Consider the following 25582-nt stretch of genomic DNA (forward strand, 5'->3'; position numbering starts at 1 on the left):
AATGCCGTAACCAGATTAACGAATGGTTCAGTTTTTGACTACGTTTCCGCCTGCGAATTTTCAGCGGTTAAATCGGGCAGCGCATCTGCGTCGCTTCCCGCCCGCACCGGCGAAGGATCGGCAGCAAAACCACGCAGACCGACCACATGCACATGCTCGGTGTTATTAAACACCTTACGCACCAGTTTGTAGGTCGTGCCTTTTTCCGGACTGATATTCTCCGGTGCTGCAATCACCAGCTGCATCTCCAGTCGCTCACACAGTTCAAACAGCGTGGCGATGGAGCGGGCATCCAGACGGGCCGCTTCATCAAGGAACAGCAGTCGGCATGGCGAAATATCTTTGCCGCGCAGACGACGGGACTCCTCTTCCCAGCTCTGCACCACCATCACCAGAATGGACATCCCGGTACCGATCGCTTCACCGGTTGAGAGCGCCCCGCTCTCTGCGCGCAGCCAGCCATCGGAACCACGGTTAACTTCCACTTCCATCTCCAGATAGTTGCGGTAGTCCAGCAGCTCCTCACCGATGGTCTGCGGCGTACGCTGCCCCATGTCGATATGCGGATTAAGACGCTGGTAGAGCTTCGCCAGCGCCTCCGAGAAGGTCAGGCGATTGCTGTTAAAGAGATCCTGATGCTGCTCGTGCTCTTCCGACAGCGTATCCAGCAGCATGGCGTGGGTTTCACGCACGTTCACGTTGAGCCGCACGCTGCGTACCTGACCAAAGCTGACGGTCTGCAGGCCCTGGTTGAGCTGGCGGATACGGTTCTGTTCACGCTGGATCGTTTTACGGATGATGTTGGCCGCACTGCGCGAACTGATTGCCAGCATCTGCTCACGCGCCGTCAGCTCTTCCGTCAGACGGTTCAGTTCGATTTCCATCTGCTCAATTGCTTCGACCGGATCGTCAGTACGAATAATATCCTGACGAATACGCTCGCGCAGATGCTGATAAACCGCAATAAAGAACTGAATTTTACGTTCCGGACGTTTTGGATCTTCCGACAGTCGCAGCACGTCGCGCAGATGTTCGTTGTCCGCCACCGCCAGACGCAGCGCACCCAGCGCTTTATCCGACATAGAGCGCAGCTCATCGCCGCTCAGGTAGGCCAGTTCACGGCGATGCAGACGACGCTCAACGCCATTCTCTTTCACCAGACGCAGTACGGTACACCAGCCCGCTTTGGCGCTGACCACCTGTTCACGCACCTGATGATACTGACGCTCCAGCTGACGCAGTCGCTTCTGCAGGTTATCCATCTCCGCTTCGCAGAAGGTAAGCTGTTTCTCCAGCTGATTGCGGCGGGCGCGGTTATGACTCAGCGCCGTGTAGAGCTCGTCACGGCGAACACGCGCGCGTTCTTCGGCGCTGCTGTCAGCCTGGACGCCAATATCCTGCATCTCCTGCTGCAGCTCTTTGAGCATGTCGCGCTTGGCGTCATAGGCGCTTTTCAGCGAGGCCAGCACCTGGGAGTATTGCGTCAGCTGCGCCTGATGTTCACGCAGGCGATCACGACTGCGGCTGCGTTCGCCCTCAGCCTGCTCCAGACGCTGACGCAGCTTATCGCTGAGGTCGTTGTTGCCGTTGAGCATGCTGGCCGAGTCGTCGTAGCTGAAGTGGGCGCGACGCTGCACCACTTCTGTCAGGGCAAAGGCCTGCTGACGGGCGTTGCGCTGCTGCTGCTGCGCCTGCTGATAATCCGCCTGTAACTGCTCATGCTGTTCAGGATCGCTCTGCAGCACGGCGATGATCGGTTCCAGTTTCGCCAGCTTAGCGCCATGCTGATGCAGGAAGCGCGCCGCTTCCTGTGCCGCATCGACCTGCTCGCGGATCTCTTCGCAGCGATCGCCCAGCGTCTCATCCAGCAGCAGATTGACGCGTGGCAGCAGCCGGTTTAACTGTGATACGCCCTCTTTGGCCAGCTCATACTGCTGACGCTGCTGCTGATTGTTGCTCTCATGCTGATTCAGCGCGCGCTCCAGCTCACCCCGGCGTGCGCCGAGCTGACGGATCTGCGCTTCCGGATCGGCGTCAAAGGCGACGGCCAGATGACTGCCGATAAAGCGGCTGAATGACTGATGCAGACGCTGCGTTTTCTGCACGTCGAACGACAGCGTGGCGTAGCGTTCGGCCAGCTTATCACGCTCAAGGTGCAGCAGCTCCAGCTGATTCTCACGCGCCGCGCGGCCAAACAGCGGTATTTTCGGGAAGCGGGAGTAGCGCCACTGACGCTCTGCCACCTTCACCACCACCGCATTCTGTAGTTCATCGACGCTGAAGACGCTGTCATCGAACGACTGCGGATCACCCTCGATCAGGTAGAGATCTTCCGGACACTCTTCCAGACCATCCAGCAACTCACGAACGCGGGAGAGATCCGGCACCACAATCGCATGACGCGACGGACCGTAGAGCGCCGAGAAGTAAGGCGCATCATCCAGCGTCACATCATCGTAAATCTCTGACAGCAACACGCCGCCAAAACGTTCGGCAAGCTGGGTCAGGCGCGCATCTTCGGCACCGCCCGGCTGGCTAAGACGTTCAATCTGCCGCTCGATATCGCGTTTACGCGCCGCCACTTCGTCGCGCTCGACGGTGGTTTCACGCTCACGCTCCAGCAGCTGCTGCATATATTCGGTCACGTCCTGGCTGCTGTTCAGCGCCTGCCCGGTCTGTTCGCTGAGCTGAGTCAGAATCTCCTGCGCCGCCAGCCAGTGTGGCGCACGGGCCGTCAGGCTGGTGATGCGTTCGCGCAGCTGCTCCAGCTCCTGGCGCATCATCATGCGCTGCTCACCGGCGTCGGAGACGCTGCTATTCAGCTGTTCAATCTGTGCTTCAAGCTCCTGCTGCAGGCCTGCCAGCGCATCCGCTTCATAATGCTGCCCCTGACGCTTGCAGAATTCCGCCAGCAGACGCTCCGCCTCATGCTGCTCGCGCAGACGCTGCTCCAGCTCATTCAGACGCAGACGCAGCGACGAGAGCTGTTCGGCGTGATGACGCTGGTTGCTGGCATCACGCAGCAGTTCGCGGCCGGTTTGCCAGGCGTCCTGACGGGTCACGTCACCGGCAATGCTGGTCACCAGCGCCAGCGCCTGTTCAAACTGACTGTGCGCCGCTTCCGCTACGCTCAGCTTCTGCTCCAGGCGCAGCAACCGTTCTGTCGCCTCTTCCTCTTTGGCCTGGAAGCTTTCCTGCCATTCAGCCGCATTGTCAATGCTCAGATCGGGCAGCTGGCAGAGCGTGCGGGCGCGTTCCAGCGCCTGCAATGCCTGCTGATACTGGATAGCGCGGGTTTGCTGCACGTCGAGCGCCTGCTGGAAATCGGCCAGCTGGCTTTTCAGCTCATCCACTTCCAGCTCAGCCGCTTCGGCCCGCGCTTCATTCTCTTCCTGAATTTCACGCGCTTCGGCGACCACTTCGGTCTGCTCTTCCAGCCGCAGCGTCAGATCTTCGATATCCGCATCGTAGCGCTCAATCTTCTCCTGCTGACGCATCGCCGTCTGTACCAGGTTCAGGTGATCGCTGGCGGCCTGATAATCGACTTCAAGATCGCTTTCTGCACCACTGTGCTCGGCCAGTTCGCGCGCCATCTCAACATGACGATACTGCTCGGTGGCGAGCTGCTTGCGGCTGCTGAACAGCTCGTTGCGCAGCTGTAACGCGCTGTCAAGGTGTCCCCGACGCTCGTTGGCGTGGCGCATATAGTCAGCCGAAACGTAGCTGGTCGCCTCGGAGATGAGATGCTTGAAGAGATCGCGGTCAGACTGGGTAACGCGGATCGCCTCCAGCGTCATGCGGTTCTCGCGCAGCGCGGCTTCCATATCCTGGAACGCTTTGCGCACGCCACTGTTTTCTGGCAGCAGATAATCACGCAGCGATCGGGTGATGGCGCTGGAGATACCGCCATACAGCGAGGCTTCAATCAGACGATAAAACTTGCTGCGATCGCTGGCAGAGCGCAGACGACGCGGCACCACGCCAAGATCAAACAGCATGGCGTGATAATCGGTGACTGAGTTATAGGCGCGGAACTGCACGCCTTCCTGTGCCTCAACCCGATCTTTGACTTCGTTCAGCGGCAATACGCGAGCCTGACGGCTGTTGAGCACTTCCGTCAGCATATCGGTTGGGTTGGTGTCGGTGGGCAGGCCATGAATACTGAATGGCTTGATATCGACCTTTTTATCGCGTCCGGCGACCTGTTGCAGACGGACACCGACCACGACACGCTGATGGCGTGAGTTCACCACATCCAGCATGGAGTAGCAGACGCCAGCCCGCAGTTTACCGTGCAGCCCCTTGTCACGGGATCCTGATGTCGCGCCCGCTTCGGTGGTGTTACGGAAGTGCAGCAGCGTTAAATCGGGGATCAGCGCGGTGACAAATGCCGCCATCGTGGTGGACTTACCCGCACCGTTACCGCCTGACAGCGTGGTCACTAATTCATCGAGATCAAAGGTACGGGCAAAAAAGCCGTTCCAGTTGATCAGCGTAAGCGAACGAAACTTTCCGCGCTCAATCATGCCTGTTCTTCCTCTGCGTTCTCACTCGCGTCGCCTTCCTGTCCTTCATTTTCATCGGTGTCGACCGGTGCTGTCGCGTTTTCCAGTAGCATGGCTTCGCCATCACGAATCAGACGAAGCTGCGCTTCACGGGCGTCGTCACCGCCGCGCACGTCGGCACCAAAGCGGAACACCGATTCCGTGATGCGGAACTTGCTGCTGTCATTGCCGAAAAACCACACCATGCCAAGGCGACGCAGGCGGCTCAGAGAGGCGCGCACTTTCTCCTGCAGTTTGGTGCGATCCAGATCCGAACCGGTTGAGCGCTGGTTGACCAGCTTCAGCAGGCGGTTCTCATCGGCCAGAGAGAGCAGTTCGTCGTACAGCTCCTGCTGGGTGAAGATACCTTCATTGGCCAGTCGTTCCGGGCTGAGATAGAGATAGCAGAGAATCTTCCCGACCATCATGTCCAGCTCAGAAAGCACGGAACGTGGAATCAGCGTGGTTGAACGCGGACGCAGATAGAAAAAGCCTTCCGGCGCACGGATTAACTCAACGTTATAGCGGCTGTAAAACTCTTCGAGAAACGACTGGTAGTCCATCAGAAAAGCGTGATTATCCAGCTCTTCGATACCGATATGGCGTCCGGCGCGTAACTGGCTGTCCAGCGCGGGAAAAATCGGGTTGGCCAGTGCCTGTGCCAGCTTAACCGGCATCACTTGTTCAATATTTGTCGATGACATGTGCCTGCACCTTGGCTCCGTAATCATTGATGGTTTGCCATTCCACAGGCAAACCGGCTAAATCAGCTTCCGCTACGCCAAGGCGCACCGCCTGATCCACCACAATGCGCGCCAGATCGAAATGGCGGGCTCGGGGATACTGGGCCAGGTAGTCGCGCATCACTGACGCGAGGTTGAGCGGTTTTTGTTGCGATTTGTAGACCTGCAGCGCTTCTTCAATCATCGCTGCCAGCTGTTCGCGGATTTCGTTGATCTCTTCGTACTCCATCTCCGGCGGCAGTTCACCCATCACTTCGTCGTTACGCAGCGTCAGCGCCTCATCACGCATGTCATACAGGCGGTCGGCGTTGGCATAGGTCAGCGCCCAGGGCGCGTCGAAGTAATTCTGCACCGATACCCGCAGGCGCTGCGCAAAGACGCGGTTTTTATCCATGTCGATGGCGGTACGAATAAATTTATGGACGTGGCGGTCATAGCCGATCCAGAGGTCAATCGCCTGCTGGCCCCAGCTGGTAATACGGTCGAGTTTGCTTTGCAGATCAAACACCAGCTTATCGACGAAGCCCAGATCGGGACTGTCCAGCGTGGCATCCTGAATGCGCAGCAGATTTTCCTGAAGTTTGTCGCCCGCGGCTTCCAGCGTATCCTGCAGTTCACGCAGCGTCCCTGAGGTTTCAGAAAGCAGCATTTCACAGCTGGAGATGGCCGCGCGCCAGTCTTTATTCAGCAGTTCGGCGATATCATTTTTAACCGCCTGCTGCTGTTCATCCATCAGACGCTGGGTCATATCGATGCTGTCAAAGATCTCCGCCACCGAATATTTCAGCGGCGCGAAAACATTGCGGTGCCAGTGAAACTCATCGCCGTTTTCCTGCGCGGCATCGGCTGCGCGCTTAAGCTCATTGGCCACAATCGACAGCTGCATCGACAGGCGCAGAGTCGAGAACTCACGCTGGCGGATGTAATAGTCGGTGATGCCGATCGCCAGCGGCGTCAGGCGATAGATGGCATTGCCTTCCGTGATTTCGCTGGTAAAACGGTTGAGCAGGCGCTGTCGCACCATGTCGTTGATGGCGTTGTTGGCACGAACCAATACGGTTTCATGGGTTTGTTCGAAAGCTTTGCTGACGTGACGGAAAGCATCAATCAGATCGCCTTCGCTCATTTCGCCATCCATCCGCTCACCGTTGAGGGTGGCGATAGCCAGCAAAAAGGCCAGACGTTCCACTGGCAGCGCAAGGGAAAAGTCATTTTTGCGCGCCCAGGAGACCAGTTCAGGTACCGTCTGGGAAAATTCACTCATAATTCGTCCTTCTGCCCGGGTTTACGCGCGGTCACGTGGATGTAGCGCCCTAAGCTCAAAAAGGGTTCCTGACGGCAGTAACGCCGCTCCATCTCAATAATTTCGTCGTCGCTTTTTGGCTCGCCCTTCGGCGGCTTCATGTAGTCACTGAACACCCGGATCCCGGCACGCTGCTCAATCACAAAGCCACACGCCTCCAGCCAGCGATAGACCTGCTCGGGGTCGCGCGGATAGTCAGGCGACAGCGTTCGCTTTTTGCGTTTGGTCAGGTTGGTGCGCAGATAGCCGAAGTTACCCAGCGTTAAGGTGCGCAATGTCAGGCCGTGCAGATTGTAAAACATCAGCGACATGACGCCCCCCGGACGCAGCAGATCGAACAGCGCTTTCAGCACCTTCTCCGGTTCAGCGACCCACTCAAGCACAGCGTGGAACAATACCAGATCCACCGGCTTATCCAAATGTTCACCCACCTGCTGAGCGCTAATTTGTCTGAATTGCATGTTGTGGCTCACACCCTGCGCCGCCGCATTTTCCCCGGCCCGGCGCAGCATCTCGCTGGAAAGGTCGCACAGCAGAACCTGATGGCCCTGCGCAGCAAGCCCGCTGGAGACCTGGCCGACACCGCCGCCAGCATCCAGCACCGATAGCGGGTGCGGTGACAGACCGGGCAGAATCTTCTCCAGCTCATCCCAGAGAATGGCCTGGCGTATCTTCCCTTTAGTGGTGCCGTAAATATTTTGCGAAAATTTATCCGCGAGATCGTCAAAGTTACGATCCTGCATGGCATGCGCTCCGGTATGCTGCGGTGAGACTTGTGCTATTTTGTCACAGGCACCAGAAGAATGAACCTTTCATCCCCATCTTCCCTTCCGGGTGCTCTATTTTCGGACAACAGGACTCTTTTTTGATGTTATTTACCCTTAAAAAAGTTATCGGCGGGCTGCTTTTACCCTTGCCGTTTCTGCTTTTGCTGATGGCGGTTGGCATTTTACTGCTTTGGTTTACTGGCTGGCAGAAAAGCGGCAAAACCGTGATCTCCGTCAGCTGGCTGTTACTGCTGCTGCTGAGCCTGCAACCGCTGGCCGATCGTCTGCTTTTGCCGCTGGATAGCCGCTATCCGACCTGGAACGGATCAGAGAAGGTGGAGTTCATTGTGGTGCTGGGCGGAGGCTATACCTTTAACCCGGCGTGGGCACCCAGCTCGAACCTGCTGAATAACAGTCTGCCGCGCGTGGCAGAAGGCGTTCGTCAGTGGCAGCGGAATCCGCAGTCGACGCTGATTTTTACCGGCGCAGCGGGCGGCACCAATCCAAAGAGTAGCGCCTGGGTAGCGGCACAGGTGGCGGAAAGTCTGGGCGTTCCCCGCGAACATGTTCAGATTCTCGACCAGCCCCGCGACACCGCGGATGAAGCGCAGGCGGTCAAAACCGTGGTGGGCGATCGCCCGTTTCTGCTGGTCACATCCGCGAATCATATGCCGCGGGCAATACGCTTTTTCCACGCGATTGGGTTGAAGCCAATGGCCGCTCCCGCTAATCAGCTGGCGATTACGTCACCGCTGAATGGATGGGAACGGGCGATACCCTCATCAATCTGGCTGAGTCACAGCGAACGTGCGGTCTACGAAACGCTTGGCACACTATTGCAACAGCTAAAAGGCGAGGAATCGGACTCAGCCGAGCCAGGGAAGTAATTGCGCGCGTGCATGGTCAAAACGTGGACGATTAAACGTGCCGGTCTGTACCAGATGCTCAATGCAGTCCCACAGTTGATAAACCCACCGACGCCAGACAAAACCCTCTGAAACCGGCGCCCGTTGCAGGTAATTGTGCAGCAGCGCCGTTTCGGCAGGCGAGGTATCCAGATGGATAAGATCGTATTCACGGGGTGCCCAGAGGATGGTGCCCGGCTGTGTCATCGCGATTAACTGGTCACTGCGGCTATCTTTCAGCATGCTCTGCAGCTGAATGTTGCCGTGAACCATCACACAGGGATCGTCGAAGCCGCGAAACAGATACGCCAGTCGCGCCCGGCAGCGAAACAGAATCTGGCGATCTTCCAGCGTAAAGGCTGGCGGACGCAGATAGCTCAGGGTCGACCATAGCACTTCAACCCGTTGTGCATACCAGGCGGGCCAGCTGTTCTGCTGCGTGCTGTCCACCGTACCGACCAGGCCATGGCTGTCGAGCCGGTGCCAGGCCAGCACTCCCTCGACCACCTGTTCGCAAAACTGTTGCCAGCGCTGAGCATCCCGCGCAGGCGCTTCCGCCGTCACGCCATTCAGTCGCGCCAGCAGGAGCATTTCATGCACCGGCGGCTGCTGGCTCATCACCAGACCATAGACCGCTGGCACGGCGATCAGTCCGGCCTGGCCCAGCAGCGCCAGCTTTCTGGCTTCCATCGCCGCCCGGCCCTGATGACGAAAATATTTCGCCACCACCGGCATGGGGCGCCCGTCCCGATCGTATAACGCATAAAGCCGGGTGGGTGGATGTTCACTGATCATTTCGAGGCGGCTGATGGTTTCACCCAGCGCCAGCGTGAGTTCCGATTTAAGCTGTTCCATACGGCATCCTCCTCAGATGAGTATCACAATATCCTGAAGGAAGTGTTGGAGATAAGTTTAGCGACGGATCAAGAACGTTGCGCTGAAACGGGGAGACAGGCTCCCCATTTGTCAGGCCTGCATGGCATCACGAACGCGTTGCAAATCGTCTGGCGTATCCACACCCACACTGGGAATGGTTTTCGCGACGGCGACATGAATTTTTTCGCCGTACCATAAAACACGCAGTTGCTCGAGCAGCTCAATCTGTTCCAGAGGACAAGGCGCCCAGGCGACATAGCGGCGAATAAAACCAGCACGGTAAGCGTAGATGCCAATGTGGCGCAGCAGCGTATCACCGATCTGCTCGCGCGATGCGGCGTACCGTTCACGATCCCAGGGGATAGTCGCCCGTGAAAAATAGAGCGCGTAGCCATTCACATCCATGACGACTTTCACCGCATTCGGATTAAAGGCTTCTTCCACATCGGTGATCGGCACCGCCAGCGTCGCCATCCCGGCCGCCGACCCCGCCAGATTGGTCGCCACCTGACGCACAATCTCGGCCGGAATCATTGGCTCGTCGCCCTGCACGTTTACGATGATTTCATCATCGGCAAAGTGATATTTTTCGATCACTTCCGCCAGTCGCTCAGTGCCTGACTGGTGATCGGCGCGCGTCATGCAGACTTCGCCGCCTGCCGCTTCCACTGCCTGCGCCACGTCGGGATGATCGGTAGCAACAATGACCCGGCTGGCACCCGATTCACGGGCCCGCTCCATTACATGCACGACCATCGGTTTACCGTGGATATCGAGCAGCGGCTTGCCGGGTAAGCGGGTTGACGCATAACGCGCAGGAATGATAGCGGTGAAACTCATGGATGAATCTCTTCAACGGACAGCGTGCGGGCTTCGGTTTCCAGCAGCACCGGAATGCCGTCCCGGACCGGGAAGGCCAGGCCATCAGGTTTGCAGATCAGCTCTTGTTGAGCATTGTTGAAGTAGAGTTTGCCATTGCAAACCGGGCAGGCAACGATTTCGAGTAAACGATGATCCATATGTCCTCCATCAGGGACCGAATGCTTAAGGATTCAAGCATACCATAGCGCGGCGCGTGCGGGATGGGGTAAAACGCCATCCCGCAGCGGCTGCCGCAAAATTGATTAATCCAGCGTCCACAGGGCTGGCCACTGATCGTTAAGCGCGTCGGGTGCCTGCAGGATAGCGACACTTTCAGCACCCTGCCACGTCGCGAAGCGTTCGATAGCACGCCGGATATCCAGCAAAAATCGCGCCGTAACGCGGGTCTTCTCCTCCAGCCAGATGTTTTTAATCTCCAGCTGTTTTGCCTGACGCAGCATGCGGGCATCCAGCCGCCCTTTTATCTGGCCGCGATGGAGGATGGGCAAAACAAAATAGCCAAATTTGCGTTTTTCCTCCGGCGTATAGCACTCAATACGGTAGTCAAAATTGAACAGCTCCCGCGCACGCTTGCGATCCCAGACCACCGGATCAAACGGCGACAGCAGCGCGCTGTGCGTCGCCTGCAGCGGTGTCTCCAGCAACGGCACGTAGTCACGATGCAGCCACATCTCACCCAGTCCCTCTGTATTGACGGCGACCAGATCGCCCGCAGCCTGGGCGTCAGCGATAAAGTCGTTCACGGGTGCCCGCTTCAGGCGATAGTAATCCGCCAGCCAGGCCGCGCGGAAAATCCCTAAGCTGCGGGCGCTGTTCATCAGCATCTGACGGGTCGCCTCCGCTTCACTGATGCCATGTATCGCATCCTGCCAGTCGGGCATCACGCGGCTGCGCAGATCGTAGACGCGCTGAAAATTACGGCGTTCGGTGACCATCAGCTCACCGGCACTGAACAGATTTTCCAGATGACGTTTGTGCGGTTTCCATGCCCACCAGCCTGACTTCGGGTTATCGGCATGGGTAAAATCGGCGGCGCGTACCGGGCCGTTGTCTCTGATCTGCTGCAGTAATTCGGCAATAGCCTGCTGGTGCTCAGCGACCCATTGCGCATTGTATTTCCAGCCCAGACGTTCCGGCGACAGCATGCGATGACGAAGAAGTCGGTAATCGGCACGGGGAATAAAGCAGGCTTCGTGCGCCCAGTACTCAAAGAGTTCGCCCTGTGCCAGAGCCTGTTCCAGCCATGCCTGAGGATAGTTCCCCAGGCGACTGAACAGCACCAGATACGGACTGCGGGCCACCACATGAATGGTATCGATTTGCAGCAGCGACATGCGGGAAATGCAGTTAATCAGATCCTGATAAACAGCGCGTTTTGCCGGAGCTCGTAGCAGGCCCTGCGCGGCGAGATGAAGGTGGCGTGCTTGCTGTAACGAAAGTGAATGCGTACTGTTCATCCTCTTCCTTATCAGGCTTCACCTGAACGGGGGCGGGTATCAGGAAATATGGCGGCAGAGTTGTTCAATATCGTCCAGTAACGGCGTCACGGCGTTACCGGTTAAATGGGCATCGACCGGCAAATACCACCAGTCAGGCTGGGCAAAGGGACGGCATTTCACCGCGTCTTTTTCGGTCATCAGCAGTTGCTGACCCGCCTGGAGTAATCGGGTCAGTTCATCTTTGCTGTAGGCGTGATGATCGGCAAAGGCGATCTCTACGACCGGCGTTATACCCTGCTGTTTCAGCGTGGTAAAAAAACGCGGGGGATGACCAATACCGGCCATGGCGACTACCGCACCCAGTTGCTCCGGCGGGCAGGTTTCACCGGTCAGCAGATTGGTAGCCAGCCCGGGCTGAAGTTGCATGGCAATCTCGTCGGGCTGTGCTTCGCCGCCGTTAATGATCACGGCATCGACCTGCTGCAGACGATCGGCACGTTCACGCATCGGACCGGCAGGCAACCACCAGCCATTACCAAAGCGACGGATCCCATCAACCACCACGATCTCGCGATCGCGCTGCAGGGCGTAATGTTGCAGGCCATCATCCGTGATGATCACATCCAGCGAACCCTGTTTCAGTAACGCCTCAATCGCCCGTCGCCGTTGAGGGGCGACCGCGACCGGCGCCCCGGTGCGCTGGGCGATCAATACCGGCTCATCCCCGGCCTGTTCGGTGGGGGTCTGCGCCGTGACCAGCAAGGGATAGTGGTCCGCCTTGCCGCCATATCCTCGGGAGACCACGCCAGCGCGCAGGCCGCGCTGCTGTAACGCCTCGACCAGCCAGATGACCACCGGCGTCTTTCCATTCCCGCCGGCAGTCAGGTTACCCACCACCACGACCGGCAGAGGCGCGCGCCAGCTTTTACGCCAGCCGCGCCTGTAACTGAAGCGTATCAGGGCCGTGATCGCACCATACAGCAGGCTGAATGGCCATAGCAGTAACCATAGCGGTGAGCGACCACTCCAGATACGTTCAATCATTGGCCGAATTGCATCTTGTGCAGCTGTGCATAGGCACCGCGTTCTGCTAACAGCACCTGATGCGTACCGCGTTCAACAATCTGGCCATCTTCAATTACCACGATTTCATCCGCTTTCTCGATGGTAGAGAGTCGGTGTGCAATCACCAGCGAGGTACGGTTCTTCTGCAACTCATCCAGTGCAGACTGAATCGCGCGTTCAGACTCGGTATCCAGCGCCGAGGTGGCTTCATCGAGGATCAGGATCGGGCAATCACGTAATAACGCACGGGCGATGGCAATACGCTGACGCTGACCGCCAGATAACAGCACGCCATTCTCGCCAATCATCGTATCCAGGCCCTTATCCATTTTATTGATAAAGTCCATGGCATGCGCCATGGTGGCCGCCTGCTCGATCTCTTCACGACTGTATTGCTCACTGCGGGCATACGCGATGTTATTGGCAATCGTGTCGTTGAAGAGGTGCACATTCTGTGACACCAGCGCCACCTGATTACGCAATGAGCGCAGGCTGTACTCACGCAGATCATGACCGTCCAGCAGGATTTCGCCCTGCTGGATATCATAAAAGCGGGTCAGCAGGCTCGCCATCGTAGACTTACCGGAACCGGAACGGCCCACCAGCGCCACCGTTTTTCCCGCTGGCAGCGACAGATTGATATTACGCAGTGCCGGAATTTCACGGCCTGGGTAGGTAAAGGTCACATCACGGAATTCAATATCCCCTTTAGCACGGGTGATTTCGCGCGTACCGTTATCTACTTCCTGCTCACTATCCAGAATAGAGAACAGTGTCTGACAGGCCGCCATCCCACGCTGGAACTGGGCGTTGACGTTGGTCAGAGACTTAAGCGGGCGCATCAGGGCAATCATCGAGGAGAAGACCACGGTGATGGTACCGGCTGTCAGGGTATCCATGACGCTGGGGAAGCTGGCGGCATAGAGCACAAAAGCCAGTGCCAGCGACGCGATCAGCTGAATAATCGGATCGGAAATGGAGGACGCTGAAACCAGTTTCATTCCCTGCTGACGCATCCGGTTACTGACGCGGGAAAAGCGCTCCGATTCAATGTCCTGTCCGCCAAAAATCAGCACTTCTTTGTGCCCTTTCAGCATCTGCTCGGCGCTGGTTGTCACCTGCCCCATAGTGTTCTGCATACTTTTGCTGATGGTGCGGAAGCGCTTAGAGACGGTGCGGATAGCAAAGGAGACGATAGGTGCCAGTACAATCAGGATCAGCGACAGCTGCCAGCTGTAGTAGAACATCATGATAAACAGGCCAATAATGGAAGCCCCTTCACGCACTACGGTGACCAGCGCGCCCGAAGAAGAGGAGGCGACCTGCTCAGAATCGTAAGTAATGCGTGACAACAGGGTGCCGGTTGACTGCTGGTCGAAAAACGAAACCGGCATGCCCATCATATGGCTGAACAGACGGCGGCGGATGTTCATCACGACGTTGCCAGAGACCCAGGAGATGCAGTAGCTGGAGATATAACTGGTAACTCCGCGTACCAGCATCAGGCCAATAACCACTAACGGCAGCCACAGCATCACCGATCTGTCAGCTTTACCAAAACCATCATCCAGTAACGGTTTCAACAGTGAGAGCATTAAGGCGTCGCCCGCAGCATTAATAATCAGGGCGACTGAGGCCGCAATTAATCCCGCTTTATTAGGCGCGATCATCGGCCAGAGTCGGCGAAACGTCTGCCACGTAGAGAGATCTTTATCTTGATGCATTATTTATTCACGCTGTTGGAAATAGCCGGCCATTCTACCTGGATTCGCGTTTGACGCCAAACCACTGATGATACCAACGGGGCATTAATTGTTCCCGCAGGGTAGAAACCTGCGCTCTGCCCTGCTCTATCCTGATACTGATTTGTCCTGACTGGCCCGTATCCAGCCACTGAAAACCGGCCGTTCGATAGTTTTCCAGCACATTTTTCGCGGGCATACGCCATGCATTGTAGCGTGCCAGCGAGGCGATAGCGGTGTGGCCTGCGGCTTTACGCAGCAGCAATGAGGTCGACGAAGTCCGGCTGCCGTGGTGCGGGACCTGCAGAATATCGACCTTCAGCCCCTGCTTCTCCAGCGCCACCAGCTGGCGTTCCGCTTTCGCTTCAATGTCACCGGTTAACATCAGACGAACCTGGCCATCATCGACGATCACCACACAGGAGTCATTATTCCCACCCGGCAGGGGTGCCGTCAGCGGCCAGACCACCCGAAAGTGGAGCTGCCGCCAGCGCCACTGCGTGCCCCGTACGCAGGGTAAGTGTGCCTCATCAGCCAGCGCACTTCTGACTTCAACCGCTGGCCAGCGTTGAGTAATCGCCGCCAGCCCGCCAGTATGATCCAGATGTTTATGACTCAGGATGACCTGTTTTAACCGTAGCTGCCGGCGCTCCAGCCACGGAATGATCACCCGACTCCCCGCATTATCGTTCTGCCAGCGCGGGCCGGTGTCATACATCACGGCCTCGTCGCCCTGGCTGATCACCAGACTCAGACCGTGCCCGATATCCAGCATATCGATGCGCCAGCCCTGCTCCTGATTTGGCTGGCGACTCATTATCATCGCCAGCGCTAAGGCGCAGCTGCTTAGTGGCAGAGAGAAGAAGAGCTGCGCACGCCAGAGAATCAGGCCGCCCCATACCATAACCGTAAACCAGGTTGTGCCACTCAGCGGCCACCAGCCTGGTGGCAGCAACGTCAGGCAATGAAACAGTGCACGTAAAGAGAGATCGGCCGCTCCCCAGAAGAAGCCAGATAAATTCGCCACCGGCAGCAGCAGGGCGAGCGTCACCAGAGGCATGGTAATAAACGAGACGACCGGAATCGCGACAACATTCGCCGCCAGCGCAGTCAGGCTGATGCCGTTGAAAATCGCCACCTGCAACGGCACCATTAAAATCATCATGCCCGCCTGTAAATGCAGCAGCTGTACCGGAATCCAGCGCCGTTGCTGACGGAACGCCGCAGGCAGCGGGAACCAGTGATACCAGACCAGCAGCATGCCCACAGCCAGTACCGAGAGCCAGAAGCTGTCAGAGAGCACGGTCAGCGGGTCGGTTACCAGCAGCAACGCAATACAGAACGTCCAGACCTGCCAGCTATTCAGCTGAACACCCGCAAACCGTGTTATCGCCCATAGCGTCAGGGCAAGCAGCGAACGCTCTGCGGGAGGCTGTGCACCGGAGAGCCAGGTATAGATTGCAGCAAACAGCCAGCTCACGATGAGGGGGAAAAGATAGCTGATATAACGGGCTGGCAAGATAAATTGCACCCCACGCGCAATCATCCAGCCGGTGCTGGCGGCCAGGGCGATATGCATGCCCGATATCGCCATCAGATGCGCGGTACCGGTATCCCGCAGTAGCTGACGCGTCTGCTGGCTCATCTCATCCCGAATGCCAAAAGCCAGTGCCTCCAGCGTTGCACGTGCAGGCATTGCACGGGTCCTGTCACGATGCCATAAAATAAATCGCCAGCGGCTATCACAGCGATCGCTTACCGCAGTCTGCTTAAGGATTCGTCCCTGAAGCGGCGTATTATTAGCCAGTGCAAAACGCTGTGCATCAAAATCGCCCTCATTAAGGCGGGCATGTACCGGTCGCAGACGTAGTTGCATCGTCCAGCGTTGTCCTGGACAGTAGACCTCCGGATCAGCATCAAACCAGATCCAGGCAAAGCGAGGCGGAAAAATCATCCTGCCCTCCTCTTTCAGCAGACGAACCCGGATTTGCTTCCGCTCTTTCCGCAGTTCACTGATCTGAAGGGTGTAGGTGGCAGGACGCGCCGAGAACTTTTCGATATCCCGCACTATCAGACGGGCGTCGTTACAGGCCCATGCCAGCAACAGCAGAGTAATACCGGCCAGACGGACGGGTTGGTAAGGGCAATGCAGCAGAGCCAGTCCTGTGAGGAGGAAGCCCCCCATCACCTCACCGGAAGGCAGCCGGGCCATCAGCATTAGCGGTAACGTTGCAACGATCGCCAGTCGCGCCAGAACGGTCCATGTCAGCATAATCGTATCCATTGATTCAGTTCGATTATTCTGGGCAAAGGAGATGAAAGTAACAGCGGATGATCAGGCAGGCTGGAGCGCTCTCACAAAGAGAGTGCGGTGTTGCAGTGTTGATGACAGCAATCCGGATGTCAGGTCTGAGCCTGAATCGCAGGCAAAAAAAAACGACATCCGGAGATGTCGTTTATCTGGTTCGGTATCGGCTTAGCCGTAGATATTTGCGCGATCGCGCAGCTCTTTGCCTGGCTTAAAGTGGGGAACGTATTTGCCTTCCAGATCCACTTTGTCACCCGTTTTCGGGTTACGTCCAGTACGCGGAGCGCGATAGTGCAAAGAAAAGCTGCCGAATCCCCGGATTTCGATGCGTTCGCCCTGTGCCAGCGTAGTGGCCATGTGCTCAAGCATCTCTTTTACTGCATCCTCAACGACTTTCGCCGGTATATGAGTATGCTGTCCCGCCAGTCTTTCGATCAGTTCTGACTTGGTCATGTAACCTCCGGTTTATCCCTATGGGAATGTATGACAGCTTTTACCGAAACCGGGTGGTTGCCCACCCGGTGCTTCAGGCCGATTACTCGCCTTTAGCCGCTTTGAACGCTTCAGCCATAGCGCTAGAGAAATTGCCTTCTTCCTGTTTGGTGTTAACAGTATTGATAGCTTCTTTCTCATCAGCCTGGTCTTTCGCACGGACAGACAGGCTTACGACACGGTTTTTACGATCAACGCCGGTGAACTTAGCTTCAACGTCGTCGCCAACGTTCAGAACCAGAGTTGCATCTTCAATGCGGTCCAGTGAAGCTTCAGAAGCGCGCAGGTAACCCTCAACGCCGTCTGCTAATTCAACTGTAGCACCTTTAGCATCAACTGCAGTCACTTTACCGGTGACGATGGCACCTTTCTTGTTCAAAGTGATGTAGTTGTTGAACGGATCTTCTGCCAGCTGTTTAACGCCCAGAGAGATACGCTCGCGCTCTGCATCAACCTGCAGTACAACGGCAGCGATTTCGTCGCCTTTTTTGTACTCACGAACGGCTTCTTCGCCAGTCGCGTTCCAGGAGATGTCAGACAGGTGAACCAGACCGTCGATGCCGCCATCCAGGCCGATGAAGATACCGAAGTCAGTGATTGACTTGATTTTACCTTCAACACGATCGCCTTTGTTGTGCGTCTCAGCGAACAGCTGCCATGGGTTAGATTTACACTGCTTCAGACCCAGGGAGATACGACGACGCTCTTCGTCAATGTCCAGAACCATAACTTCAACCACGTCGCCTACGTTAACAACTTTAGACGGATGGATGTTTTTGTTGGTCCAGTCCATTTCAGACACGTGTACCAGACCTTCAACGCCTTCTTCGATTTCCACGAAGCAGCCGTAATCAGTCAGGTTGGTAACACGACCGGTCAGGCGAGTGCCTTCCGGATAGCGTTTAGCGATAGCAACCCATGGATCTTCGCCCAGCTGCTTCAGACCCAGAGAAACACGGGTACGCTCGCGGTCGAACTTCAGCACCTTAACGGTGATTTCGTCGCCCACGTTGACGATTTCGCTTGGATGCTTAACGCGTTTCCATGCCATGTCAGTGATGTGCAGCAGGCCATCAACGCCGCCCAGATCAACGAATGCACCGTAGTCAGTCAGGTTCTTAACGATACCTTTGACTTCCATGCCTTCCTGCAGGTTTTCCAGCAGCTGATCGCGCTCTGCGCTGTTTTCGGATTCGATAACCGCACGACGTGAAACCACGACGTTGTTGCGTTTCTGATCCAGCTTGATCACTTTGAATTCAAGCTCTTTGCCTTCCAGGTGCAGCGTATCGCGCACCGGACGCACATCTACCAGTGAACCTGGCAGGAACGCACGGATACCGTTGAGCTCAACTGTGAAGCCGCCTTTAACTTTGCCGTTGATAACACCGGTAACAGTTTCAGCGTCTTCGTAAGCTTTCTCCAGCGTGATCCATGCTTCATGGCGCTTAGCTTTCTCACGGGACAGCAGGGTTTCACCGAAGCCGTCTTCCACTGCATCCAGAGCAACATCAACTTCGTCGCCTACCTGGATTTCCAGTTCGCCGGCTGCGTTCTTGAACTGCTCTGCAGGAATTGCAGATTCAGATTTCAGACCCGCATCAACCAGAACGACATCTTTGTCGATAGAAACGACGATGCCACGAACGATAGAACCCGGGCGGGTTTCGATTGTTTTTAAGGATTCTTCAAATAGTTGAGCAAAAGATTCAGTCATATTGATAATCTTCAGGATTCTTCAATTTAACGTCCATCTGACTTCATGTCGGATGGGGTTGTTTCACATGCCCGGCACCGGATCCATGGTACAGGGTGGTAGATTCAGTTAAGCCGTAATACCCAGCTTCTCGCGGGCATATTGTAGCGCTTTTTCAATGACTTGATCGATAGACATCTCGGTAGAGTCCAGAACCAGTGCATCGCCAGCGGCTACTAAAGGCGCAATTGCGCGATTACGATCGCGGTCGTCGCGTTCTTTTATCTCGGCTAAAAGGCGGTCAAAGTTAACATTAAAGCCATTATCCTGCAACTGTAGCATACGGCGCTGAGCACGCTCTTCCGGGCTGGCATCAAGGAAAATTTTCACTGGCGCATCCGGAAAAACCACGGTGCCCATATCACGGCCATCAGCAATCAGGCCAGGCATCTCGCGGAAACCGCGCTGGCGGCGCAATAATGCTTCGCGTACCCGGGGAAAAGCGGCAACACGAGAAGCAGTGTTGCTGACCTCCTGAGTACGGATTTCACCGGTGACATCTTCACCTTCAAGTATGACCTGCATTTCACCATTTTGTGACACAAAGCGCACATCCAGGTGAGCGGCAATCGGCACCAGCGCTTCTTCAGATTCAATCTCCACCTGATGATGCAATGCGGCCAACGCCAGCACGCGATAAATAGCACCGGAGTCCAGCAGATGCCACTGCAGCGATTCCGCCATCGCTTTGCACAGGGTTCCCTTTCCCGCTCCACTTGGCCCATCAATAGTTATGACCGGGGCAGTTACTGTCATTATTCCCTCCTGTTGCTGCGTGCTTCCTGACCTTTCGGTCACCATTAATGACTAGCATTATACGCTGCATAGCACGGCTTGGTTACCCTTTCGCACTGATCAGGTTCGTAATCTTAGTCAATTCAGAGGATCTCTGGCCTGTTACAGCCAGATAAAATCAGGGGAGTTCCGGTGCGAACCGCACCGGAAAGGGAGATATCAGGCGCTCTGGCTGATTTTAGCCAGTTGAACGAAATAGTCCGGGAAGGTTTTTGCAGTACAGCCAGGATCGAGAATGGTCACCGGGGTATCAGAAAGAGCAACCAGAGAGAAACACATCGCCATGCGGTGGTCATTGTAGGTGCCAATATCCGCATGAATCAGCGTCGCTGGCGGCGTAATGCGGATGTAGTCATGACCCTCTTCGACTTCTGCCCCGACTTTACGCAGCTCTGTGGCCATTGCGCTCAGTCGATCGGTCTCTTTTACCCGCCAGTTATAAATATTGCGTAACCGGGTGGTGCCCTCTGCAAATAGCGCCGTAGTCGCGATGGTCATTGCAGCATCCGGAATATGGTTCATGTCCATATCGATGGCCTGCAGTTTTCCGGCCGTACAGGCAATGTAATCATCGCCCCACTCAATCGTCGCGCCCATCTTTTCCAGCACGTCAGCAAACCGGATGTCACCCTGCACACTCTGGCGTCCAATCCCGGTGACGCGAACCGTTCCGCCTTTAATGGCGGCAGCGGCCAGGAAATAGGAAGCGGAAGAGGCATCGCCTTCAACCAGGTAATCACCCGGCGACTGATACTGTTGCTGTCCCTTGATCAGGAAGCGTTGATAGTTCTGATTCTCAACCTCGACGCCAAAGCACTGCATCAGATTAAGGGTAATATCGATGTAAGGTTTCGACACCAAATCACCTTTGATGGTGATACAGGTATCCTGCTGTGCCAGCGGCGCGGTCATCAGCAGCGCGGTCAGGAACTGGCTGGAAACGCTGCCATCCACACTGACTTCACCCCCGGTAAAACCACCGCGTAAACGCAGCGGCGGATAGTTTTCGTTTTCCAGGTACTCAATGGTTGCTCCGCCCTGACGAAGTGCGTCAACCAGATGCCCGATTGGACGCTCTTTCATGCGGGGTTCGCCGGTCAGTTCGATATCGTGCTGGCCCAGACAAAGCGCCGCGGCCAGCGGACGCATTGCGGTTCCGGCATTGCCCAGAAACAGTGACAGCGGTTGAGATGCGTGCAGTGGCCCGGCATTTCCCGTCACTTCACACAGGGTGCGATCGCTGGAAAGCGTATAGCTTACACCAAGCGCGGTCAGCGCATTCAGCATGTGCTTAACGTCGTCGCTGTCGAGCAGGTTGGTAAGACGGGTTGTACCTTTAGCCAGAGCAGCCAGCAGCAATGCACGATTGGAAACGCTCTTTGAGCCGGGCAGATTTACCGTGCCGTTGACGCGCGCAATCGGTTGGAGAGTCAGGGAGTCCTGCATGTGAAACGAAATCCTCAAAAAATACAGAGACCTCGCCGTGTGACGAGGTCTGGCATCAGCATCAATGCTGATATCTTAATAATCAGCCGTGACGGCGTTCAAAATCGACCATGAAATCGGTCAGGGCCTTCACACCTTCCAGCGGCATCGCATTATAAATAGAGGCGCGCATACCGCCTACTACACGATGGCCTTTAAGCGCGTGTAATCCCGCCTTAAACGACTCTTCCAGGAACAGCGCATCGAGTGAAGCATCGGCCAGCTGGAAAGGAATGTTCATGCGTGAGCGGTTTTCTGTTGCCACATCATTACGATAGAAGCCACTGTGATCGATTACGCCATAAAGCAGGTCAGATTTTGCCTGATTGATACGATCAATTTCAGCCACACCGCCCTTCTCTTTCAGCCATTTAAACACCAGCCCTGAGAGATACCACGCAAAAGTCGGCGGGGTGTTAAACATCGAATCGTTATCGGCCAGCACTTTGTAATCGAGGATTGAGGGCACAGAGGCGTGTGCCTGACCCAGCAGATCTTCGCGAACGACAACCAGCGTTAATCCGGCCGGGCCCACATTTTTCTGCGCACCCGCATAAATCACACCGTAACGACTCACATCGATAGGGCGTGACAGAATGGTGGATGAGAAATCAGCAACAACGGTTTTACTGCCAAAGTCGGGCTGTTCGTCAATCGCGATGCCATCAATGGTTTCATTCGGGCAGAAATGCAGGTAAGCGGACGTCTCACTCACCTCCCATTCGCTCATTGGCAGGATGGCTCGTTTACCGTCGCGCGTTGTTTTGACATCCAGCGTGCGTGGGGAACAATACTTTTCCGCTTCTTTTATTGCGCTATGCGCCCAGTAACCGCCATCAACATAGTCGGCACTGGTCGCTTTACCCAGGAGATTTCCCGGTACGGCAGCGAACTGCGCACGCGCCCCGCCATGACAGAATAAAACTTTGTAATTCGACGGTATTTTTAGCAGATCACGGAAGTCCTGCTCCGCTTCTTCAGCCACCTGAATAAACTCTTTACTGCGGTGACTGATCTCCATTACAGAGGTACCCAGACCGCGCCAGTTCGTCAGTTCCTGTTCTGCACGACGAAGCACTTCAACCGGTAGCATCGCCGGGCCAGAGCTAAAATTATAAACTTGCGTCATTTCCCCTCACCACTGTCATATCGAACGGTTATGAATAACCATCCGGTTTTATCACTGCATTCTGATAGCTGCAATCATAAATCAGGGAGCGGTCACATTTTCTGAATCTGGCTCGCCGGAGGTTATGTTACCAATGCAAATCTGCACGGAATTTTGTGAGGCTTTATCCAGCGCCATTAATCCGCGTTTGGCCTTAGAGCGAAAGTGATGAAAACTAAGCCGGTAAAGTAAGCCGGTAAAAATGTCCCGCCCTGATAGCGGTCTGTTAGCAAAATCCGTATCATTGCGCGCTTTACGCACCCTATGACAACTGAGAGAGCGGCACTATGACGCAAACATTTATCCCGGGCAAAGATGCCGCACTGGAAGACTCCATTGCGCGTTTCCAGAACAAGCTGCAGGATCTTGGCTTTAACATTGAAGAAGCATCCTGGCTGAATCCTGTCCCCCATGTCTGGTCAGTGCATATCCGCGACCGCGATTGCCCGCTCTGTTTTACCAACGGCAAGGGCGCCAGTAAAAAAGCGGCGCTGGCCTCCGCGCTTGGCGAGTATTTCGAGCGTCTCTCAACTAACTATTTTTTTGCTGACTTCTGGCTGGGAAAAAAGATCGCTAACGGCGATTTTGTTCACTATCCCAATGAAAAATGGTTTGCGTTACCTGATGATGAGTCCTTACCTGAAGGTATTCTGGATCCACGCCTGCGCGCATTTTACGATCCCGATAATGCCCTGACGGCTTCCGGCCTGATCGATCTGCAGTCCGGGAATACTGAACGTGGTATCTGCGCCCTGCCCTTTACCCGTCAGTCCGACCAGCAGACTGTCTATATCCCGATGAATATTATCGGCAACCTCTATGTCTCAAACGGCATGTCGGCAGGTAATACCGCGAATGAAGCGCGTGTTCAGGGGCTGTCTGAAGTGTTTGAGCGCTATATTAAAAACCGCATTATTGCTGAAGCGATCAGCCTGCCTGCGATTCCTGATGACGTGATGCAGCGTTATCCTGAGGTGATCGAGGCCATTGCACGTCTTGAAGCGGAAGGCTTCCCGATTTTCGCTTATGACGCCTCTCTCGGCGGTAAATATCCGGTTATCTGCGTGGTGCTGTTTAACCCAACCAACGGAACCTGTTTTGCCTCATTTGGTGCTCACCCTGATTTCGGTGTGGCGCTGGAGCGTACCGTTACCGAGTTGCTGCAGGGCCGAAGCCTCAAAGATCTGGATGTGTTTACTCCACCGACCTTTGATGACGAAGAAGTGGCTGAGCATGCCAACCTTGAAACACACTTCATCGATTCAAGCGGCCTGATCTCCTGGGATCTGTTTAAAGAAACTGCGGATTATCCTTTTGTCGACTGGTCATTCGCGGGCAGCACCGAACAGGAATTCGCCACGCTGATGGCAATCTTCGCCTCGGAAGATCAGGAAGTCTATATTGCAGACTACGAGCATCTGGGTGTCTATGCCTGCCGCATCATCGTGCCAGGCATGTCTGATATCTATCCGGCAGAAGATCTGTTCCTGGCGAACAACAGCATGGGAGCGGGCATGCGTGAAACCCTGCTGGCCCTGCCTGACAGCAACTGGAATCCGGAAGAGTATCTGGATCTGATTGGACAGCTTGATGATGAAGGCTTTGATGACTTCACCCGCGTTCGTGAGCTGCTGGGTCTGGCGACCGGTAAAGACAATGGCTGGTACACGCTGCGTGTTGGCGAATTAAAAGCGATGCTGGCGCTGGCGGGCGGCGATCTGGATCAGGCATTGATCTGGACAGAATGGACGATGGAGTTTAACAGCTCAATCTTTACGCCAGAGCGCGCTAACTACTATCGTTGCCTGCAGACCCTGCTGTTACTGGCTATGGAAGATGAGCGTGATCCATTGCAGTATCATCACGCTTTCCTGCGGATGTATGGTGAGAGCGCAATGGAAGCAGCCTCCGCCGCGATCAGTGGTGAGAATCCGTTTAACGGCCTTCAGGCTGTTGATGATGAACTGCAGGCCTTCCCGGCCCATCAGTCGCTGCTTGCCGCCTACGAAAAACTGCAAAACGCCAAACGTCACTACTGGAAAAACGCGTAAGCCCTGACGCGTCAGACTGAAAGCAGACGGTTAACCATGGCACTGGATTTATCTGGTGCCATCCTTCCCCACTTTCTCTATGAAACATTAGCTACTTTAAAATTCCTTCCCATTACATCACATCATTTTAATTAACATATAAGCCATTAATTAATAACACAGCCTGAACAAAAAAAGTGGCGCATCACTTTATATTAAAATATTTTTGTATTTTTAAAATAAATTTATTTGATTATATTCAGTTAGTTAACTCATTATTTTCTTATTAATTTGCGACCAGTGGGTTACCACCCTGGCAAACATGATCCATATCAATTACTGACCTATACTCCTTTGTTAGTATTTTTTCAGACAACTTCAGGAGTAAGTTAGTGTGAAAACTGACAACCCTTTTAATCTTTTATTACCCGCCGCGATGGCGAAAGTGGCCGAAGACGCGGGTATCTATAAAGCAACCAAACATCCTTTTACGACCTTCTTTCTGGCAATAAACGCCGGCGTATTTATCTCAATCGCATTCGTTTTTTATATTACAGCAACCACCGGTAGCGGCGCGATGCCCTATGGCATAGCCAAACTGATTGGAGGTATCTGCTTTTCACTTGGCTTAATGCTGGTCGTGGTATGTGGTGCTGACCTTTTTACCTCTACTGTATTAATCGTTGTCGCCAAAGCCAGTGGCCGTATCAGCTGGGGCCAGCTGGCCCGCAACTGGATTAACGTCTACGCCGGTAACCTTGCAGGTGCACTCTTCTTTGTCGCCCTGATGTGGTTTGCCGGACAGCACATGGTCGCGAATGGTGCCTGGGGATTGAATGTCCTGCAAACCGCCGACCACAAGATGCATCACACCTTCATAGAGGCGGTTTGTCTGGGTACATTGGCCAATCTGCTGGTCTGTCTCGCCGTCTGGATGAGTTACTCAGGCCGCACCCTGACCGATAAGCTGGTCGTGATGATTCTGCCTGTTGCGATGTTTGTCGCAAGCGGTTTCGAACACAGTATCGCCAACATGTTTCTTATACCCTATGCCATTGCTATTCGTGACTTCGCGACACCTGAATTCTGGCAGGCAGCTGGCACCACAGCGGCACAGTTTCACTCGCTGACCCTCAGTAACTTTATTATCGACAACCTGATTCCCGTGACCATCGGAAACATTATCGGCGGCGGCGTTCTGGTTGGGTTGACCTACTGGGTTATCTATCTCCGTAAAGGTGACCAGGTTCATTAACCGCATTTTTGACGGCACAGGAAGTTG

General features: G+C 55.3%; 19 protein-coding genes. 3 read left to right on the forward strand and 16 right to left on the reverse strand.

Features of this window, described 5'->3' with window-relative positions; translation table 11 throughout:
• Positions 1-38: 38 nt before the first annotated feature.
• Genes mukB through cmoM form a run of 4 tightly spaced genes read right to left on the reverse strand, consistent with a single transcriptional unit; the run spans position 39 to position 7333 of the window.
• Entirely contained in the window at positions 39-4526 is a 4488-nt protein-coding gene (gene mukB / locus HFD94_RS00580) for a chromosome partition protein MukB (RefSeq protein ID WP_122889043.1), read from the reverse strand.
• Positions 4523-5248, reverse strand: coding sequence for a chromosome partition protein MukE (mukE, locus tag HFD94_RS00585; RefSeq protein WP_122889044.1), 726 nt, complete (start codon positions 5246-5248; stop codon positions 4523-4525). The genes mukB and mukE overlap by 4 nt, the downstream gene beginning before the upstream one ends.
• Positions 5229-6551, reverse strand: coding sequence for a chromosome partition protein MukF (gene mukF, locus HFD94_RS00590; protein ID WP_022625941.1), 1323 nt, complete (start codon positions 6549-6551; stop codon positions 5229-5231). Before mukF ends, mukE begins: the two co-directional genes overlap by 20 nt.
• Entirely contained in the window at positions 6548-7333 is a 786-nt protein-coding gene (cmoM, locus tag HFD94_RS00595; protein WP_010254961.1) for a tRNA uridine 5-oxyacetic acid(34) methyltransferase CmoM, read from the reverse strand. Before cmoM ends, mukF begins: the two co-directional genes overlap by 4 nt.
• Positions 7334-7458: 125 nt before the next feature.
• Here cmoM and elyC point away from each other — a divergent pair, with 125 nt between their 5' ends.
• Positions 7459-8244: an envelope biogenesis factor ElyC gene (gene elyC, locus HFD94_RS00600; RefSeq protein ID WP_163798198.1), complete on the forward strand. Its 786-nt coding sequence runs from the start codon at positions 7459-7461 to the stop codon at positions 8242-8244.
• Here elyC and HFD94_RS00605 read toward each other — a convergent pair.
• From HFD94_RS00605 to serC, 12 genes are all read right to left on the reverse strand, one after another.
• On the reverse strand, positions 8224-9117 hold the full coding sequence (locus tag HFD94_RS00605) for a fructosamine kinase family protein (RefSeq protein ID WP_163798196.1): 894 nt from the start codon (positions 9115-9117) through the stop codon (positions 8224-8226). The genes elyC and HFD94_RS00605 overlap by 21 nt on opposite strands.
• A gap of 111 nt (positions 9118-9228) precedes the next feature.
• The gene (kdsB, locus tag HFD94_RS00610; protein ID WP_122458952.1) at positions 9229-9978 is read right to left on the reverse strand and encodes a 3-deoxy-manno-octulosonate cytidylyltransferase; all 750 of its coding nucleotides are present in this window, start codon (positions 9976-9978) and stop codon (positions 9229-9231) included.
• Positions 9975-10157, reverse strand: coding sequence for a Trm112 family protein (locus HFD94_RS00615; protein WP_003849374.1), 183 nt, complete (start codon positions 10155-10157; stop codon positions 9975-9977). Before HFD94_RS00615 ends, kdsB begins: the two co-directional genes overlap by 4 nt.
• 105 nt (positions 10158-10262) lie before the next feature.
• Positions 10263-11477, reverse strand: coding sequence for a winged helix-turn-helix domain-containing protein (locus HFD94_RS00620; RefSeq protein WP_163798194.1), 1215 nt, complete (start codon positions 11475-11477; stop codon positions 10263-10265).
• A gap of 39 nt (positions 11478-11516) precedes the next feature.
• On the reverse strand, positions 11517-12503 hold the full coding sequence (gene lpxK / locus HFD94_RS00625) for a tetraacyldisaccharide 4'-kinase (RefSeq protein WP_163798192.1): 987 nt from the start codon (positions 12501-12503) through the stop codon (positions 11517-11519).
• Positions 12500-14248 carry a lipid A ABC transporter ATP-binding protein/permease MsbA gene (gene msbA / locus HFD94_RS00630; protein WP_010669759.1) on the reverse strand — a complete coding sequence of 583 codons (1749 nt, stop codon included), beginning with the start codon at positions 14246-14248 and terminating at the stop codon, positions 12500-12502. Before msbA ends, lpxK begins: the two co-directional genes overlap by 4 nt.
• Before the next feature lie 34 nt (positions 14249-14282).
• Positions 14283-16538 (reverse strand): DNA internalization-related competence protein ComEC/Rec2, encoded by a 2256-nt coding sequence (locus HFD94_RS00635; protein WP_167432701.1) that lies wholly within the window; start codon positions 16536-16538, stop codon positions 14283-14285.
• A gap of 204 nt (positions 16539-16742) precedes the next feature.
• Positions 16743-17027, reverse strand: a complete 285-nt coding sequence (gene ihfB / locus HFD94_RS00640; RefSeq protein WP_003849360.1) for an integration host factor subunit beta — start codon at positions 17025-17027, stop codon at positions 16743-16745.
• Positions 17028-17109: 82 nt separating this feature from the next.
• A complete protein-coding gene (gene rpsA, locus HFD94_RS00645; RefSeq protein WP_003849352.1) occupies positions 17110-18783 on the reverse strand; it encodes a 30S ribosomal protein S1 in 1674 nt (557 codons plus the stop codon).
• 108 nt (positions 18784-18891) lie between these two features.
• Positions 18892-19578, reverse strand: a complete 687-nt coding sequence (gene cmk, locus HFD94_RS00650; RefSeq protein ID WP_010254946.1) for a (d)CMP kinase — start codon at positions 19576-19578, stop codon at positions 18892-18894.
• A 198-nt stretch (positions 19579-19776) separates the two neighbouring features.
• Entirely contained in the window at positions 19777-21063 is a 1287-nt protein-coding gene (gene aroA / locus HFD94_RS00655; RefSeq protein ID WP_010254943.1) for a 3-phosphoshikimate 1-carboxyvinyltransferase, read from the reverse strand.
• A gap of 82 nt (positions 21064-21145) precedes the next feature.
• Complete coding sequence (serC, locus tag HFD94_RS00660) at positions 21146-22231, reverse strand: 3-phosphoserine/phosphohydroxythreonine transaminase (protein ID WP_010669757.1); 1086 nt, start codon at positions 22229-22231, stop codon at positions 21146-21148.
• Between the two features lie 326 nt (positions 22232-22557).
• On the opposite strand from serC, the gene ycaO reads away from it, so the two are divergent.
• Together ycaO and focA are read left to right on the forward strand one after the other, a co-directional pair.
• Positions 22558-24321 (forward strand): 30S ribosomal protein S12 methylthiotransferase accessory factor YcaO, encoded by a 1764-nt coding sequence (gene ycaO / locus HFD94_RS00665; RefSeq protein ID WP_010254940.1) that lies wholly within the window; start codon positions 22558-22560, stop codon positions 24319-24321.
• A 373-nt stretch (positions 24322-24694) separates the two neighbouring features.
• Positions 24695-25555, forward strand: coding sequence for a formate transporter FocA (focA, locus tag HFD94_RS00670; protein WP_010254939.1), 861 nt, complete (start codon positions 24695-24697; stop codon positions 25553-25555).
• Positions 25556-25582 lie beyond the last annotated feature (27 nt).

The organism is Pantoea sp. EKM20T (assembly GCF_011800485.1).
Lineage (GTDB): Bacteria > Pseudomonadota > Gammaproteobacteria > Enterobacterales > Enterobacteriaceae > Pantoea > Pantoea agglomerans.

Bases quoted from the DNA above. Each gene is read 5' to 3' on its own strand.
- mukB (WP_122889043.1), bottom strand. From the start codon at position 4,526: ATGATTGAGCGCGGAAAGTTTCGTTCGCTTACGCTGATCAACTGGAAC.
- mukE (WP_122889044.1), bottom strand. From the start codon at position 5,248: ATGTCATCGACAAATATTGAACAAGTGATGCCGGTTAAGCTGGCACAG.
- mukF (WP_022625941.1), bottom strand. From the start codon at position 6,551: ATGAGTGAATTTTCCCAGACGGTACCTGAACTGGTCTCCTGGGCGCGC.
- cmoM (WP_010254961.1), bottom strand. From the start codon at position 7,333: ATGCAGGATCGTAACTTTGACGATCTCGCGGATAAATTTTCGCAAAAT.
- elyC (WP_163798198.1), top strand. From the start codon at position 7,459: ATGTTATTTACCCTTAAAAAAGTTATCGGCGGGCTGCTTTTACCCTTG.
- HFD94_RS00605 (WP_163798196.1), bottom strand. From the start codon at position 9,117: ATGGAACAGCTTAAATCGGAACTCACGCTGGCGCTGGGTGAAACCATC.
- kdsB (WP_122458952.1), bottom strand. From the start codon at position 9,978: ATGAGTTTCACCGCTATCATTCCTGCGCGTTATGCGTCAACCCGCTTA.
- HFD94_RS00615 (WP_003849374.1), bottom strand. From the start codon at position 10,157: ATGGATCATCGTTTACTCGAAATCGTTGCCTGCCCGGTTTGCAATGGC.
- HFD94_RS00620 (WP_163798194.1), bottom strand. From the start codon at position 11,477: ATGAACAGTACGCATTCACTTTCGTTACAGCAAGCACGCCACCTTCAT.
- lpxK (WP_163798192.1), bottom strand. From the start codon at position 12,503: ATGATTGAACGTATCTGGAGTGGTCGCTCACCGCTATGGTTACTGCTA.
- msbA (WP_010669759.1), bottom strand. From the start codon at position 14,248: ATGCATCAAGATAAAGATCTCTCTACGTGGCAGACGTTTCGCCGACTC.
- HFD94_RS00635 (WP_167432701.1), bottom strand. From the start codon at position 16,538: ATGCTGACATGGACCGTTCTGGCGCGACTGGCGATCGTTGCAACGTTA.
- ihfB (WP_003849360.1), bottom strand. From the start codon at position 17,027: ATGACCAAGTCAGAACTGATCGAAAGACTGGCGGGACAGCATACTCAT.
- rpsA (WP_003849352.1), bottom strand. From the start codon at position 18,783: ATGACTGAATCTTTTGCTCAACTATTTGAAGAATCCTTAAAAACAATC.
- cmk (WP_010254946.1), bottom strand. From the start codon at position 19,578: ATGACAGTAACTGCCCCGGTCATAACTATTGATGGGCCAAGTGGAGCG.
- aroA (WP_010254943.1), bottom strand. From the start codon at position 21,063: ATGCAGGACTCCCTGACTCTCCAACCGATTGCGCGCGTCAACGGCACG.
- serC (WP_010669757.1), bottom strand. From the start codon at position 22,231: ATGACGCAAGTTTATAATTTTAGCTCTGGCCCGGCGATGCTACCGGTT.
- ycaO (WP_010254940.1), top strand. From the start codon at position 22,558: ATGACGCAAACATTTATCCCGGGCAAAGATGCCGCACTGGAAGACTCC.